Annotated in this window: 13 protein-coding genes; 3 read left to right on the top strand and 10 right to left on the bottom strand. The window is 70.8% G+C overall.

Features of this window, described 5'->3' with window-relative positions; translation table 11 throughout:
* Positions 1 to 211 precede the first annotated feature (211 nt).
* The gene (locus tag KZC52_RS10070; RefSeq protein ID WP_247623913.1) at positions 212 to 1432 is read right to left on the bottom strand and encodes an AI-2E family transporter; all 1221 of its coding nucleotides are present in this window, start codon (positions 1430 to 1432) and stop codon (positions 212 to 214) included.
* A gap of 64 nt (positions 1433 to 1496) precedes the next feature.
* On the opposite strand from KZC52_RS10070, the gene KZC52_RS10065 reads away from it, so the two are divergent.
* Entirely contained in the window at positions 1497 to 1796 is a 300-nt protein-coding gene (locus KZC52_RS10065) for a chorismate mutase (protein WP_247623912.1), read from the top strand.
* A gap of 49 nt (positions 1797 to 1845) precedes the next feature.
* On the opposite strand, the gene KZC52_RS10060 is transcribed toward KZC52_RS10065, so the two are convergent.
* From KZC52_RS10060 to KZC52_RS10040, 5 genes are all read right to left on the bottom strand, one after another.
* Complete coding sequence (locus KZC52_RS10060) at positions 1846 to 2439, bottom strand: short chain dehydrogenase (RefSeq protein ID WP_247623911.1); 594 nt, start codon at positions 2437 to 2439, stop codon at positions 1846 to 1848.
* A gap of 271 nt (positions 2440 to 2710) precedes the next feature.
* The gene (locus KZC52_RS10055; RefSeq protein ID WP_247623910.1) at positions 2711 to 5179 is read right to left on the bottom strand and encodes a CHAT domain-containing protein; all 2469 of its coding nucleotides are present in this window, start codon (positions 5177 to 5179) and stop codon (positions 2711 to 2713) included.
* Between the two features lie 104 nt (positions 5180 to 5283).
* Positions 5284 to 6840: a S8 family peptidase gene (locus tag KZC52_RS10050; RefSeq protein WP_247623909.1), complete on the bottom strand. Its 1557-nt coding sequence runs from the start codon at positions 6838 to 6840 to the stop codon at positions 5284 to 5286.
* Between the two features lie 147 nt (positions 6841 to 6987).
* Positions 6988 to 7458 (bottom strand): hypothetical protein, encoded by a 471-nt coding sequence (locus KZC52_RS10045; protein WP_247623908.1) that lies wholly within the window; start codon positions 7456 to 7458, stop codon positions 6988 to 6990.
* The gene (locus KZC52_RS10040) at positions 7455 to 8075 is read right to left on the bottom strand and encodes an RNA polymerase sigma factor (RefSeq protein WP_247623907.1); all 621 of its coding nucleotides are present in this window, start codon (positions 8073 to 8075) and stop codon (positions 7455 to 7457) included. Before KZC52_RS10040 ends, KZC52_RS10045 begins: the two co-directional genes overlap by 4 nt.
* Before the next feature lie 123 nt (positions 8076 to 8198).
* Between KZC52_RS10040 and KZC52_RS10035 the strand changes: the two genes are divergently transcribed.
* Positions 8199 to 8417, top strand: coding sequence for an SCO4848 family membrane protein (locus KZC52_RS10035; protein ID WP_247623906.1), 219 nt, complete (start codon positions 8199 to 8201; stop codon positions 8415 to 8417).
* A gap of 134 nt (positions 8418 to 8551) precedes the next feature.
* Here KZC52_RS10035 and KZC52_RS10030 read toward each other — a convergent pair whose 3' ends face one another.
* Entirely contained in the window at positions 8552 to 9874 is a 1323-nt protein-coding gene (locus tag KZC52_RS10030; protein WP_247623905.1) for an MFS transporter, read from the bottom strand.
* Between the two features lie 74 nt (positions 9875 to 9948).
* Here KZC52_RS10030 and KZC52_RS10025 point away from each other — a divergent pair, with 74 nt between their 5' ends.
* Positions 9949 to 10530, top strand: coding sequence for an ArsR/SmtB family transcription factor (locus KZC52_RS10025; protein ID WP_247623904.1), 582 nt, complete (start codon positions 9949 to 9951; stop codon positions 10528 to 10530).
* A gap of 110 nt (positions 10531 to 10640) precedes the next feature.
* On the opposite strand, the gene KZC52_RS10020 is transcribed toward KZC52_RS10025, so the two are convergent.
* From KZC52_RS10020 to KZC52_RS10010, 3 genes are read right to left on the bottom strand one after another with little or no spacing between them, the layout of a single operon-like run.
* Positions 10641 to 11327 carry a hypothetical protein gene (locus KZC52_RS10020; protein ID WP_247623903.1) on the bottom strand — a complete coding sequence of 229 codons (687 nt, stop codon included), beginning with the start codon at positions 11325 to 11327 and terminating at the stop codon, positions 10641 to 10643.
* Positions 11327 to 12229, bottom strand: coding sequence for an ABC transporter ATP-binding protein (locus KZC52_RS10015; RefSeq protein ID WP_247623902.1), 903 nt, complete (start codon positions 12227 to 12229; stop codon positions 11327 to 11329). Before KZC52_RS10015 ends, KZC52_RS10020 begins: the two co-directional genes overlap by 1 nt.
* Positions 12226 to 12618, bottom strand: coding sequence for a GntR family transcriptional regulator (locus KZC52_RS10010; protein WP_247623901.1), 393 nt, complete (start codon positions 12616 to 12618; stop codon positions 12226 to 12228). The genes KZC52_RS10015 and KZC52_RS10010 overlap by 4 nt, the downstream gene beginning before the upstream one ends.
* Between the last annotated feature and the right edge of the window lie 100 nt (positions 12619 to 12718).

The raw sequence follows: 12718 nt of genomic DNA, 5'->3' as shown, positions 1-12718 counted from the left end.
AAGTGCCCGGGCCCGATGGGTCCGGGCACTTCTGCGTGTGCCCGGCATCCGTCCCGGCATCCATCCCCGGCATCCGGGGACCCGTCGAAACCATCACCCCCGTCGAGACCCATCGTCACCGACGTGGCTCGTGGTGGGTTTCGGCGCGGCTCCGAGAGGGGATGCGCGAGGGGCGTGCGAGAGGCGGGCTCCGACGGAGGATCCGCTTCCGCTACACCCGGGCGTCCTGCCTCGGGACCCAGACCTGCTTGATGATGATGAGGATGGATGCCGCCACCGGCACCGCCACGAGAGCCCCGAGCAGACCGAGCAGCGTGCCACCGGCGAGGGCGCCGATCACCACGAGCGAGCCGGGGATCGCGATCGCCTTGTTCATGACGCGCGGAGTGATGACGTACGCCTCGATCTGCATGTAGACGAGGTAGATCGCCGCGAAGATCAGCGCACCGAGCGGGTCGGTGAAGAGCGCGAGGCCCGTGCCGATGATCCAGAACATCACCGATCCGACGAGGGGGATCAGCGTGATGCAGAACGCGACCGTCGCCATGAGCGGCGGGAACGGCAGCCCCAGGAACGTGTAGAGCAGCAGCGCGAGGATCGCATTGAAGAACGCGAGCACGACCATGCCCATCACGTACCCACCCACCGAATCGGTGATCTGGTCGGTGATGTCGCCGGCGCGGTCGCGGTCACGGGCGGGGATCAGGCGCAGCATGCTCTGCTTCATTCCCGGCAGAGTCGCCACGAAGTACAGGGTGAGCACGAGCACCACGATCACACCCGAGATCCCCGAGGCGATGGATGCTCCGACCTGCAGTGCGCCGCCGCCGATGCTGGCAATGTTGCCGGGGTCGGTGAGGAACTTCTGCACGTCGGCCACGAGGCCCTGGAACTGGTCGCCGAACTGGTCGTCGAGCGTGGCGTAGAGATCGCTGCGCTGGAAGTCGGCGATCATCCCGGGGACCGATCGCACGAAGCTCGCGATCTGCTCGATCACGATCGGCAGCACCATCCAGAGGATCAGCGCCACGACGACGATCAGCGACAGGATCACGATCACGACCGAGATCGCCCGGGAGAGCCCGCGGCGCTCGAGGAAGCGCACCGACGGGTCGAGCCCGAGGGCGGCGAAGAGGGCGAGGGCGATGTAGATGAGCACGGTCGACAGGCTCGTGACCGCGAGCCCGAGCACGAGCGCACCGAGGCCGCCGAGAGTCACCAGGAAGCCGAAGACGAAGGGGCGGTCGATGCGGGTCCAGAACGAGCGGCTCGGCGTCATCGGCTCGATCACGACGGCCCGCTGCGAGTGCGACGCAGCCGGCGCGCTCGACGCGTTCGCCGGCGCCGCAACCGGTGCCGCGGTCGGCGAGTGCTCGTCCGCCGCCGCGGCGTCGTCGGAGGGCGCGGATGCCGGCGGCTTCTCGTTGCTCATGTGCTCACGATAGCGGTGCCCGGCATCCGATCACCGGCGTTCGCTCGCGCTCTAGAGTGGAGGCATGACCGCGCCACAGGATCCGAAGGCCGAACTGCTGCGCCTGCGTGCCAGCATCGACAACATCGACGCCGCGCTGATCTTCATGCTCGCCGAGCGCTTCCGGGCGACTCAGCAGGTCGGTCACCTCAAGGCCGAGTACGACATGCCCGCCTCCGACCCCGGCCGCGAGGAGCAGCAGGTCGCCCGCCTGCGCGCGCTCGCCGAGGAGGCGCACCTCGACCCCGAGTTCGCCGAGAAGTGGTTCAACTTCGTGGTGGCCGAGGTCATCCGTCACCACACCGCGGCAGCCGAGTCACGCTGACCGAGCCAGCCGACCCGACCGCCCGCCAGGCCGTCGCCCAACCCGTCGGTCAGACCGTGATGGTCCGACCCGTCTCGAGGCCCTCCACCGCGAGGGTGTAGGCGCGACCGATCTCGTCGTCGCCGACCGGGCGATGACCGGCGAACAGCCGGTGATAGCCGGGGGAGTTCTCGAGCACGTCGGGCGAGACCGCGTTGATGCGGATGCCGCGGGGCGCCTCGGCGGCCGCCGTGATCACGAACGACTCGAGCGCACCGTTGGCCATCGCGGCCGCGGCGCCGGTGGCGATCGGGTCGCGCGACAGCACGCCGCTGGTGAGCGTGACCGATCCGCCGTCGCGCAGGTGCGTGATCGCCTGACGCACGACCTCGATCTGCGGAAGCGTCTTGCCGAGGAACGCCGCCGTGTAGTCGTCGCGGTCGAGTTCGGTGAGGTGCTTGAACGGCACGGAGCCCGCCGCCACGACCACGGCGTCGATGTCGTTCACCTCGACGAACAGGGCGGCGATCGACGCGGCATCCGCCAGATCGACGCGCACCTCGCCGGTGCGCGACGCGCGGATCACCTCGTGCCCGCGGGATTCGAGCGTGCCCGAGACGACGCGGCCGATGCTTCCGGATGCTCCGATGACGACGATCTTCATGACCCCAGTCTTTCACCGCAGACGGACGAAGGGCCCGGCGTTCCCCGTCCGCCGGACCCTTCCGAGGTCATCACGGAGCCGAGCCGCGGTGATCTCTGAGCAGTCGGTGCCGGTCGTCGCCCTCCCGCACTCCCCAGTGCACGGATGAACCCCCCTCGACCGCGTCCTCCCGACTCCGGTGCTCGGAGCCTCCCGCGTTCGACACCTTCCGAAGAACAGGAGCGCCTCGCGCCCCTCGTGATACATCGCGTCGAGAAAAACTCGAAAAACCTCAGAACCCGGCGCCGTGGCACTGGAACGGCGCCCGATGCCCGGTCTCCTGCGCGGCGACGGCGAGGGCGGGCGCGGGGTCCATGCCGTCGGCGAGGTGTCCGTGCACCGTGGCGAGCAACTCGCACGCGACGTCGTCGGGCACGGTGACGGGGGCGGCGATCACGCAGCGGGTGCCGGCGTGCAGCCACACCCGCGTCATGCCGAGCGCCTCCTCGCCCCAGCGCACCGCCGAACGGCCCAGCTCGCACGCCGAGAGGATGACCGTCTCGGGGGCCGTCGGGATCAGGTCGACGTCGTAACCGAACAGCGTGCCGTCGGCGAGCTCGAAGCCCGAGAACAGGGGGTTGTCGGCGGAGTGCCGCCCGTGCGCGGCGATGTGCAGCAGATCGGACGCCCCGGCCAGCTCGGTCACGGCCGACACCGTCGCCTCGCCTCCGAGGAGCGTGGGGGTCGCGGCATCCGTCGTCGCCCAGGCCGCGCGTGCGCGTTGCACCTCTTCCCCGGCGCGGGGCACGCGCGGACCGGTGGCGAAGCCGATGCGTTCCGGGCGACGACCCGTCGCGCGGCGGGTGCGCACCTCGGCCCAGCGCGACGCCGAGGTCGCGACCGTGAAGGGCACGCCGTGCATGCCGGGCAGCATCGCCCACGGCACACCGGCCAGTACGCCGGGCAGGGTGATGACGATGCGCTGCGCATCCGCCGGGTTCACCGCGGCGCGCACGGGGGTGAGGAGCTCGTTGTCGAGGGTCTGCAGGCGCACGGCCAGCGAGCGCTCGATCAGCGCGGACAGGGGGCCGCCCCGGGTGAGGGCGGCGACGTCGAGGTCGGCACGGAGCCCGTCCATCGCGGCGCGCACGCGCGGCCACGACAGGTCGACGACCGTTGCTCCGGATGCCGTCGTCGCCACGCACAGCAGCTCATCGCCCGTGTAGAGGTACGCGAGCAGTGCCGTGCCGGGGTCGAGGTGCGCGCGGGCGCCGGGGAGATCGAGGCGCCCGCGGGTCTCCCCGGCGCCGGTCGCCGCCCACTGCCGCTCGCGCACCCGGTCGCGCAGCACGCGCACGCGGGCGTCGGTCGTCCAGTCGGCACCGGCGAGGTCGGCGCGCAGCATCCGCAGCTCGGCGAGATCGGATGCCTGTGCGTCGTCGACCGGCGGACGCACCGGCGCGACCTGGTGGCTGAGGTGACGGGCGCGCTCCGCCCACTCGAACAGCACGGCGGGGTCGCGCGTCCTCGCCGCCGCCCGGAGCCCCGCGAACATCAGATCCGTGCCGTGCATCGCGACGGACGCCTGCAGGTCGAGCGCGCCGAACGACTGCTGCCACGAGGTGAGCAGGTCGAGTCCCTCGGTCGCCGCGCGCAGGGCCGCCGTGTGGCGACCGCCCGCCGCCGCCCGGGCTGCGCGCACCTCGTGCGCCCTCAGCCGCAGCGGTGTGGGGGCGCTCGCATCGACGCGCGGCATCCGTCCGCTGCCGTCGCGGCGCGCGTCGAGGCGCAGGGCGGTCGCCTCGGTGCGGAAGCCGCCGTGCGCGAGAGCGGATGCCGTGCGCTCGATGTCATCGTCGATGCGCGCACTGCGGCCCGAGGGGCGGGTGCGCAGCCGCGACTCGAGGCGCACGGCGTCGGCGCGCGCCGCCCAGCCCGCACTGCCGAGGGCGGCGAAACGGCGAGCCGCGGTGCGTGCCATGCGCTCGGCCGCCACCGGGTCGTGCCGCATCAGGGAACGCGACAGGTGGAACTCCGCCTCGCCCCGGGCCTGCGGCATCCGCTGCGCCCCGAACTGCCCGGCCACCCGGGCGAGCAGGGTCTCGGCCTCGGTCGTCAGCCCGGCATCGCGCAGCACCTCGGCGCGGTCGAGGTCGCTGATCGCCGTCGCGAGGTCGCTGGTCGCAGCGAACACCGGACGCGAGGCGGTCATGAGCGACAGCGCGGTCACGAGGTCGCCACCGAGCAGCGCCGCGTAGCCGAGGTTGTGGCGGGCCTCGGCGAGGGGTTCCTCGTCGCCGTTCGCCTCGTAGACCGCGACGGCCCGGTGCAGGTCATCGGTCGATGCCGCGAGCTCGTGCCGCTGCATCCGCACCATCGAACGGTTCATGAGGCAGTTCGCGAGCTCGGTGCTCTCGTCGCCGGTCGCTCCCAGCGCGTCGATCGCGCGGCTGAGCATGACCTCGGCCTCGGCGAGGGTGCCGCCGTGCATGAGCAGCGTGCCGAGCTGCCCGCTCAGCAGTGCGACGGTCGCGTCGCTGAGCCCCGCGCGATCGAGCGCCTCGCGGCACAGCTGCTCGGCCTCGGACGGATGCCCCGTCTGCGCCTGCACGTACGCCCGGGTGCCGTCGATCCGTGCCCGCAGGTCGGCGTCGTCGGTGCGGGCCGCGGCGTCGTCGAGGGCGCGACGGGCCGCCGCGAACCGTCGGGCGTTGGCCGCTTCGACCCCGCGCCGGTGCAGTTCGCTCGCGGACAGGGGCATCCCCCCAGAATGCCGGGTCGCGGCACCCGGGGGGAAGTCCTGTCGCCGGCTGGCTGGGACCCGTCGACAGTCTCAGGGCCCCAGCCGATGCCCCAGGGGGAGGCCTAGTCGACCGGCGAGGGGAGGTCGGCGACCACCGAGGTCACGGCGGCGTCGACGGCATCCGCGTCGACATCCGCCACCGAGACCTCGCCCAGGAGCGCGGCGATCCGGCCCGCGACGTACGGTGCCGCGAACGACGTGCCGCTCCACACCGCGAAGCCGCCACGGTAGTCGTCGGGATCGATCGTCTCGCGCCGCAGCCCGTCGATGTCGGCCCGCGTCATCGCCTGCTGACCGCCCACGAACGCCGGCGACGTGCTGACGACCGCGGCCCCCGGGGCGTACAGCCGCACCCACGGTCCGACGTTCGAGAACAGCGCCACCGACCGGGCCGAGGGGTTGAGCGCCCCGACCGAGACGAGCGGCGCCCAGCGGTCGCGGGCGATGCCGTTGTCGGCCCCCGGCCACGCCCACAGCGACGCGGGGAACGATGGGCGGTCGATCGCATCGTTGCCGGCCGAGCACACCACCACGCAGCCGAGCTCCCGCGCCTTGGCGAGCAGCGCGTAGAGGGTGCGGCTGTAGAGACCGTCCTCCGGGGTCTCGTGGTAGTACCCGAGCGACAGGTTGAGCACGTCGATCGGATGCCCGGTCTTCGGGTCCTCGCGATACCTCCGCAGCAGCTCGATCACCTGCGCGAGCGTCGTCAGCAGGTCGCTCTCGTCGATCACCCCGAGCGCCCCGGCGACGCGCACCGAGAGGATGTCGGCATCCGGAGCGGTCTGGCGCACGATGCCCGCGATGAACGTGCCGTGCCCGGCGACCGCGTCGATCTCACCGTCGAGCTGCCCGTACAGGTCGGGGTAGCGCTCGGGATCCGCGTCGTCGGTCAGGCCGATCGGCACCCCGTCGAGCTCGACGTGCCGGGTGACGATGTCGTCGGGCAGCCAGTCGTGCACCCCGCAGCCGGTGTCGAGCACCGCCACCACGGGGCGCCGGCCCGTCGTCGGGTCGGGTCCGCGCCGGGGCGCAGGGCCCAGCCAGCTCACCGGCTGCCGCGCGCCGCGACCCGGTTCGAGGTAGTCGTCGCTGCCTCCCGCGCCGGCCCCGCGCACGGGATTCGTGCGGCTGAACGGGTTGGTACGGCTGAAGGGATTCGTGCGGCTGAACGGATTGAGGCCGACCGGATCGATCGACAGCACGTGCTCGAGGCTCGTGCGCGGCATGGTCGAGCGCGACATGCGGCGGGCGCGCTGCAGCACGCGCCAGGCATCCGGAGCGACCGGGGATTCGCCGCCGGTCGGCTCTTCGGGGGTGGTCAGGCGCGCGCGGAGGAAGCCGGGAACGCCGGGCAGCAGCTCGCCGGCGTTCTCACGATCGGATGCCTCGATCTCGAGCGTCCATCCGAAGGAGTCGGCCGCATCGCGCAACGTGCGCAGCTCGCGGTCGTACTCCTCCCCGTTCTCGAGGTCCTGCGTGATCAGCAGGCGCGTGGGCAGGTACGCGGTGGGGAACGCGCGGATGCCGTCGACCGGCTCCACACTCGGATCGAGCGCCGTGCCGCGCCTGATCGATCCCTCCGCCCGGTCCTGCCAACTCCACCCTCTCGGCTGCTCCATGCGTCATCCCTTCCTGCGCGGGTCCTTCCCCGCGTTCCATCCCCGGTGCCCGTCGGGTCGGCGGGCACCGCCACAGCTCACAGCGGTTACAGCGATCTACAGCGGTACAGCGATTACGGCGATACAGCGGCCGCGGCGTCACGGCGGTCAGAGTTCGAAGCGCGGCGTCGCGAGAGTGCGCGCCTCGCCGCCGACCGTGGTGGTCAGGCGCACCGTGGTCATGCCCGCGGGGACCTCGTCGAACACGAACCGTCCGGTCTCGGCGGGTGCGGTCGTGCGGATCGTCTCGCTCGCCGAGCCCTCCTCGCCCTGCGCGAGCACGACCTCGGCGGCCGCCGTGTCGACCCACCCGTCGACGCGGCGCAGGCCGCCCGCGCTCGCCGTGACGTGCAGCAGGATGCTCGTCGTGCCGTCGCTGAACTGCAACGTCAGGGCATCCGTGTCTCCGCGCACTGCGCCGAGGTGATCCTCGATGAGCGTCAGCAGCGCGTACTCCTGGCTCAGCCCGTCGGCGGCGACAGCCGCGATCATCCGATCGACGAGCGTGTCGGGCACGGGGTCGGCATCGCGCCACATCGCCCGCAGCTCGGCGAACAGGGCGTCATCGTGGGTGCTCATGCGATCCCCTCCGCCCGCGGGGCGGTGTCGAGCAGCGAGCGCAGTTTCGCCAGGCACCGCTGCCGCGTCGGGCCGATGCTCCCCACCGGCATCGCGAGATCCTGGGCGAGGCGGGCGTAGTCCGGGCGGTCCTCGAACGCGACCACCCGCAGCAGGCGCTGGCACCGTTCGGCCAGTCGACGCACGGCGTTCCAGAGTTGCCGCCGCTCATCCGCGATCGCCGCCCGCTCCTCGGCCGAGTCCTGCACCGGCAGAAGGGCGTCGAGGTCGTCGGCATCCGCCGTGTCGACGCGTCCGTGGGCCTTGCCCACGCGCCAGGCCTCGCGACGGGCGGTCGTCGTGAGCCAGGCCGAGACAGCCTGCGCATCGGAGATCGCCGCGTGACCGCGCACCAAACGCATCCATGTGGTCTGCACCACGTCTTCGGCGAGTGAGCGCTCGAGTCCATACGCCCGGACGACATGCCACAGCACGGGCGTCATCAAGCGGACGAGCCCGTCCATCGCGCGACCGTCGCCCTCGCGCCATGCGTCGAACAGGTTCGCCGCATGCTGCCAGCGAGGGGGACCGTCGTCCGACGCAGGATCGAGCGCGGTGCCGGGAGCACCGTCGATCATGAAAGACATTGTGAGCACACCTACCAGGAGCACGGCAAGAGGTTTCTGATACATGACGTGATTGGTCGGAGTCCAGGAATCCGGGGAACGGATGACGTCATGCCGGGCCGATACGGTGGACGGGTGACCCTTCTCGCCGTCATCCTGTTCCTCAACGCCGCCTTCAACGCGATCGCGTGGCCGCAGTTCCTCCGCCGTGTCGCGAAGGACCCGCGTGCCAAGGACGCGAACGGCAAGGCCACGAAGTTCCTGATCGTGCACATCGTGCTGATCTCGATCGCGCTGACCCTCGCCCTGCTCTCACTGCTCGCCGGCATCGCCGCGCTCACGGGCGCGCTGTAAGTCGGGCGCCGAGGAATTCGGGCATCCGTTCGTCGAGGCCCATCGATCGCGCCGAGACCCATCGTCCGCGACGTCGATAGGGGTGGGTCTCGTCGGTTCCGGTGGGTTTCGAGGCGCCGGCGGATGCTGAGGGCTCAGGCTTCGTAGCGGCGGGCGTGCTCGGCCCACCGCGCCTCGACCGGCAGGGCGCGCAGTGCGCGGTTGCCGATCGCCAGCGCGACCGCGACCGCGCAGAGCGCCGCGCACACCAGGATCGTGTTCTGACGGCCGATCCAGGCGAGCCCGAATCCGGCGATCAGCGGTCCGAGCGGCATCGCCCCCATGCCCAGCACCCCGGCGGCGCTGTTCGCGCGCCCCAGCAGGCGGCTCGGGGTCGCGACCATGAAGTAGCCCATCATCCCGGCGTTGAGGGCGGGCACGAGCAGCACCGCCGCGCCGAGCACGGCGATGATCGCCCACGGCTCGACCATCCATGACAGCGCGACGGTGGCGACCGCGACCACCGACAGGGCGGTGATGGTCAGGATGCCGGCGCCGATGCGTGGAACCAGCAGCGGGGCGATCACGGCTCCGACCAGCATCACGGCCCCGACGCCGGCGCTCAGCGCCCCGATCAGCAGTTCGGAGTGCCCGGCCTGCTGCAGCGCGTAGATGGTCGTGGTGATCGCGGCGTTGAACCCGAGGTTCACGATCGTGGTGATCGCGAGCACTCCGCCGAGGTCCGGGCGGGAGAACAACCAGCGGAACGCCTCGCCCATTTCACGGACCCCGCTGCGAAAACCCGGACCGCCCGCGGCATCCGCGGCGTGTCCGAGCGCGACGTGCCGAGCATCCGTCTGTTCGTCTCCGTTCTCGCGCGTCGTGCGCGAGCCGCCCCGCGCGAGCACCCACGCGGTGCCCGCGGCGATCAGATGGCAGAGCGTCATGACGAGGCCGACCAGCCACCCGCCGACGCCGAGCAGCACGCCGCCGAGCGGTCCGCCCGCGAGCTGCAGCGCGGCATCCCGCCCCTGGTTGGCGGCCTGCGCGCGGCCCATGGCGTCGTCGGGGACGATCTCTTTCAGCGCGCTCTCGCCGGCCACGTCGAAGAGCCCGCTGCGTGCCGCGAGCAGCAGGTTGATCGCGAACAGTGCGCTGAAGGTGAGCGCCTCGCTCGCCGCGAGCAGGGTGAACGCCGTGGCGAGCGCGATACCGAGCAGTGAGCCGACGAGCATCAGCACGACGCGGCGGTGGCGGTCGGCGAGCACCCCGCCGACCAGGGTCGTGAGCAGGCGGGCGACGAGTCCGGCCCCGGCGATGATGCCGGCCTGTGCGGGGTCGTCGGTGACGATGAGGGCGAGGAGGGGGATCGCGAAGCCCGACAGTGCGGCGGCGAGACCCTTGCTCGTGTCGCTCACGAGCCAGGTGAGATAGCGGGTGTTCCGCCACAGGCGGTGCGGGGCGGTCGCGGTGGTCATGGCTCGATGGTAGATCCGCAAGAATAGTTGCGCAACTAATATTGCGCAAATTCGGGTGCGGATAGACTCGGCGCATGGCTGACGACGAGACCGCGGCGGATGCCGAGTGGATGACCTCGGCGATGCTCAAGGCGTTCGCGAACCCGCTGCGCCGCCGCATCCTGCGCCTGTTCTCGCGCCATGAGCACCTGCGCGCCGCCGACATCGCCGCCGAGCTCGAGGTGCCTGCCAACAGTGTCAGCTTCCATCTGCGGGCGTTGGCGGATGCCGGACTCATCGTCGAGGCGCCCGAACACGCGCGCGACCGCCGCGACCGCGTGTGGACGAGCCGCAAGGGGGCGCTCAACGTCGGCGGCCCTGAGAACCCCGTCGTCGACGAGGCTCTCGGAACCGCCGTGATCTCGGCCATCGCCGAAGAGCATCAGGATCTCTTCCGCCGCGTGATCGCGTGGACGCCCGAGTACGTCGCCGGGCGCACGGCCGAGGTGCACGCGACCTTCTCGCAGCGCACGATCCGGCTCACCGAGGCCGAGTTCGAGAAGGCCATGATCCGTGTGAACGACGTGCTCGATGAGGCGCAGAAGGCGCACGACGACGCCGACCCCGCCGGTCGCCACTGGCAGATCGACGTGATCGGCGCCGACGACACGATCTGATCGAAGTTGTGCGGGGTGGGACCCTTCGACAGGCTCAGGGACCCAGTACGTGTGCGGGGCTACTGGGTTGCTGAGCCTGTCGAAGCATCCCCCATGCGGGAGGCCCGGCGCTACGGCTTCGCGCGGCGGAAGGCGAGGAACGAGATCGCGGCGAGGATCGCGGCCGCGAGCAGTCCCCACAGTGCGATGCCGAGTGCGCCGGCGTCGAGGAACGCGGCGCCGACCTCCCCCCAGAGCTCGAGCCGAGTGGCCAGGAAGGCCAGGCCGATGAGCACGAGCGCGAGGCCCACGCCCACCACGGTGAGCACCGTCGGGCCCCAGCTCTTGTAGATCGTCGCTCCGGTGAAGCCGATCACGAAGAGGAGCAGGGCCAACGCGAAGTAGACCGTGAACGCTCCGAGCGGGCCGGCCTCCCAGAGCCACGGAAGATAGAACACGTAGCCGTTGATGCCGTAGCCGTCGGTGAGGGTCTCGATCGCACCACCGATCAGGAAGATGATCCCGAGGAAGGTGCTGCCGAGAACCGCGGTGAGGAGAGTTCCGACGAAGAACTCCCGGCGCGTGACGCTCATCGCCTGCGAGAACGGGAACGTGAGCGTCATGGACGACAGGCCGAGCGCGAAGAAGTACCACAGCGGGGCCTGACCGCCTCCGCCGTACTTGGGGCCCGAGGTCGGGATCATCGCGTAGATGAGCACCGAGATCACGACGGCGGATCCGAGGATGATCAGCGGCACCCAGATGAAGGTCTGCCGGTTGATGAGCTGCAGGCGGACGACGTTGAACGTGCGTCGCATCAGAATGCCCCTTCCTTCACGGCCGAGGAGGTCTCGGCCTTCTGGGTGAGTCGGACGATCAACTGCTGGAGAGAGATGGGCGCGAGGTCGAGCCCGAGTCCGGAGACCTCGGCGCGCTCGGCGGGAGAGAGGGCGCCGAGCACGGTGACGGATGCCACGCGCCCGAGCGACTCGCGGTGGAGGACTTCCCGGTCACCGACCCAGGAGTCGACGGCGGCGGCGTCGCCGACGACGGTCACGGCACGGTCGCGCACGGCATCCGTGTCGTCGTTGAGGAGGATGCGCCCCTGGTCGATCACGATGACCTTCTCGATGAGGTTCGACACCTCGTCGATCAGGTGCGACGACAGGATGATGGTGCGCGGGTGTTCGGCGTAGTCCTCGATGAGGCGGTCGTAGAAGATCTGCCGGGCGACGGCGTCGAGCCCCAGGTAGGGCTCGTCGAAGAACGTCAGCTCGGCGCGCGAGGCGAGCCCGATGATGACTCCGACCGCCGAGAGCTGGCCGCGCGAGAGCTTCTTGATCGTCTGCTTCATGGGCAGCTGGAACTCGGCGATGAGTTCGTCGGCGAGGGCCTGGTCCCAGTTCGGAAAGAACAGGCGGGCGGCCGTGAAGGCGTGCCTCGGGTACGCGTCGTCGGGGTACTTCTGGCTCTCGCGCACGAAGCAGATGCGGCTGAGCACGCGGGAGTTCTCGTACGGGTGCTCGCCGAACACCCGCACCGAGCCCGAGGTCTCGAAGTTCTGGGCGGTGAGGATCGACATGAGCGTCGTCTTGCCGGCGCCGTTGCGACCGAGGAGGCCGTAGATGTGGCCGCCCTCGAGCGAGAGCGACACGTCGTCGAGCGCCCGGGTGTCCTTGTAGCGCTTGGTGAGGTTCTGCACCTCGATGACGGTGGTCATGCGGGGGTCTTCCCTTCTCGTGCGGTGGAGGTTCGTGCCGCGCGCTCGGCGAGCAGCGCGGCGAGGTCGTCGGCGTCGAGACCCAGGGTGCGGGCCTCGGTGATCAGCGGGTCGATGTACCGGTCGGCGAAGGCGGCGCGGCGCTCGCCGAGGAGGCGCTCGCGGGCGCCGTCGGCGACGAACATGCCGATCCCGCGGCGCTTGTAGATGACGCCCTTGTCGGTGAGCATCGCGACTCCTTTCGCTGCGGTGGCGGGGTTGATGCGGTAGAACGCGGCGAGCTCATTGGTCGAGGGCGCCTGGGCCTCCTCGGCCAGCGAACCGTCGACGATCGAGTCCTCGATCTGCTCGGCGATCTGGAGGAAGAGGGGCTTGCCTTCTTCGATCACGCGTCCTCCACGGGTTAGGGGGTTACTTACATGACTAACTAACCCCTTAACCGGGAGTGTTGTCAACCCCTCGGTCGCGTAGATTCGTAAGGACCCCCGA

Source organism: Microbacterium galbinum, from assembly GCF_023091225.1.
In the GTDB taxonomy this organism is placed as follows: Bacteria; Actinomycetota; Actinomycetes; order Actinomycetales; family Microbacteriaceae; genus Microbacterium; species Microbacterium galbinum.
The sequence above is the reverse complement of the archived record's forward strand: the minus strand, read 5'-3'. Positions and strand labels throughout refer to the sequence as shown.

Bases quoted from the DNA above. Each gene is read 5' to 3' on its own strand.
- KZC52_RS10045 (WP_247623908.1), bottom strand. From the start codon at position 7,458: ATGAGCACCCACGATGACGCCCTGTTCGCCGAGCTGCGGGCGATGTGG.
- KZC52_RS10050 (WP_247623909.1), bottom strand. From the start codon at position 6,840: ATGGAGCAGCCGAGAGGGTGGAGTTGGCAGGACCGGGCGGAGGGATCG.
- KZC52_RS10020 (WP_247623903.1), bottom strand. From the start codon at position 11,327: ATGCGACGCACGTTCAACGTCGTCCGCCTGCAGCTCATCAACCGGCAG.
- KZC52_RS10070 (WP_247623913.1), bottom strand. From the start codon at position 1,432: ATGAGCAACGAGAAGCCGCCGGCATCCGCGCCCTCCGACGACGCCGCG.
- KZC52_RS10025 (WP_247623904.1), top strand. From the start codon at position 9,949: ATGGCTGACGACGAGACCGCGGCGGATGCCGAGTGGATGACCTCGGCG.
- KZC52_RS10030 (WP_247623905.1), bottom strand. From the start codon at position 9,874: ATGACCACCGCGACCGCCCCGCACCGCCTGTGGCGGAACACCCGCTAT.
- KZC52_RS10040 (WP_247623907.1), bottom strand. From the start codon at position 8,075: ATGATCGACGGTGCTCCCGGCACCGCGCTCGATCCTGCGTCGGACGAC.
- KZC52_RS10060 (WP_247623911.1), bottom strand. From the start codon at position 2,439: ATGAAGATCGTCGTCATCGGAGCATCCGGAAGCATCGGCCGCGTCGTC.
- KZC52_RS10065 (WP_247623912.1), top strand. From the start codon at position 1,497: ATGACCGCGCCACAGGATCCGAAGGCCGAACTGCTGCGCCTGCGTGCC.
- KZC52_RS10015 (WP_247623902.1), bottom strand. From the start codon at position 12,229: ATGACCACCGTCATCGAGGTGCAGAACCTCACCAAGCGCTACAAGGAC.
- KZC52_RS10055 (WP_247623910.1), bottom strand. From the start codon at position 5,179: ATGCCCCTGTCCGCGAGCGAACTGCACCGGCGCGGGGTCGAAGCGGCC.